At 67.8% G+C, this 583-nt stretch carries 1 pseudogene; it reads right to left on the reverse strand.

What is annotated here, in order from left to right:
• Positions 1-351: 351 nt before the first annotated feature.
• Positions 352-583: pseudogene (locus MZTS_RS24265) on the reverse strand (hypothetical protein); the annotation flags it as partial.

Genomic DNA, 583 nt, shown 5'->3' on the forward strand with positions numbered 1-583 from the left:
CCTCAGCTCCCGTCTCTCGAACGGCCCTTGGCCGCGAACCCGCAGCACGCCACGGCGGGGGGGAGGGGGGGGCGACCGTGGCCATCGCCCGGACGGCGGCCCTGGCGCGACGGTGAGGGCCCGCATCCTCCGCTGCCAGCACAGCCGCGCCTTGTCTCATCACCTCACCTCGCCGACGATGATGCAATGTTCCACCGCGGCGCGCATCGAGATCCCGAACACAACGATCGTCCGGACAACTCACTCAAGCCTGAGCAGTGTATGAGCGAGCACGCAATGCGAGCGTCCGGGATGCCATATAACGGCCGAACATCGATGGAAGGCGCGCACGAACGAACCGGCGCCTGGTCTTCAATTGCGGAACTTCGGGAGGACGCCGCGAACCCCGACAGCGGATAGCTGCCGCGACATGGCGTGGATGATCGACGCGGGTCCGGCCGCGCTGTGGCGAGCTTCCAGCTTCACCTCAAGGCCGCGCAGCCCCACGGCCAACTCAAGTGCTTGCAGCGACCTCGTGATCTCCTCGAACCGCGCTCTCGCGTCGGACCAGCCTTGCGCGAAGCCGAACAGCTCGCGCAGGGCC

It is taken from the genome of Methylorubrum zatmanii, from assembly GCF_014845115.1.
Taxonomy (GTDB): Bacteria; Pseudomonadota; Alphaproteobacteria; order Rhizobiales; family Beijerinckiaceae; genus Methylobacterium; species Methylobacterium zatmanii.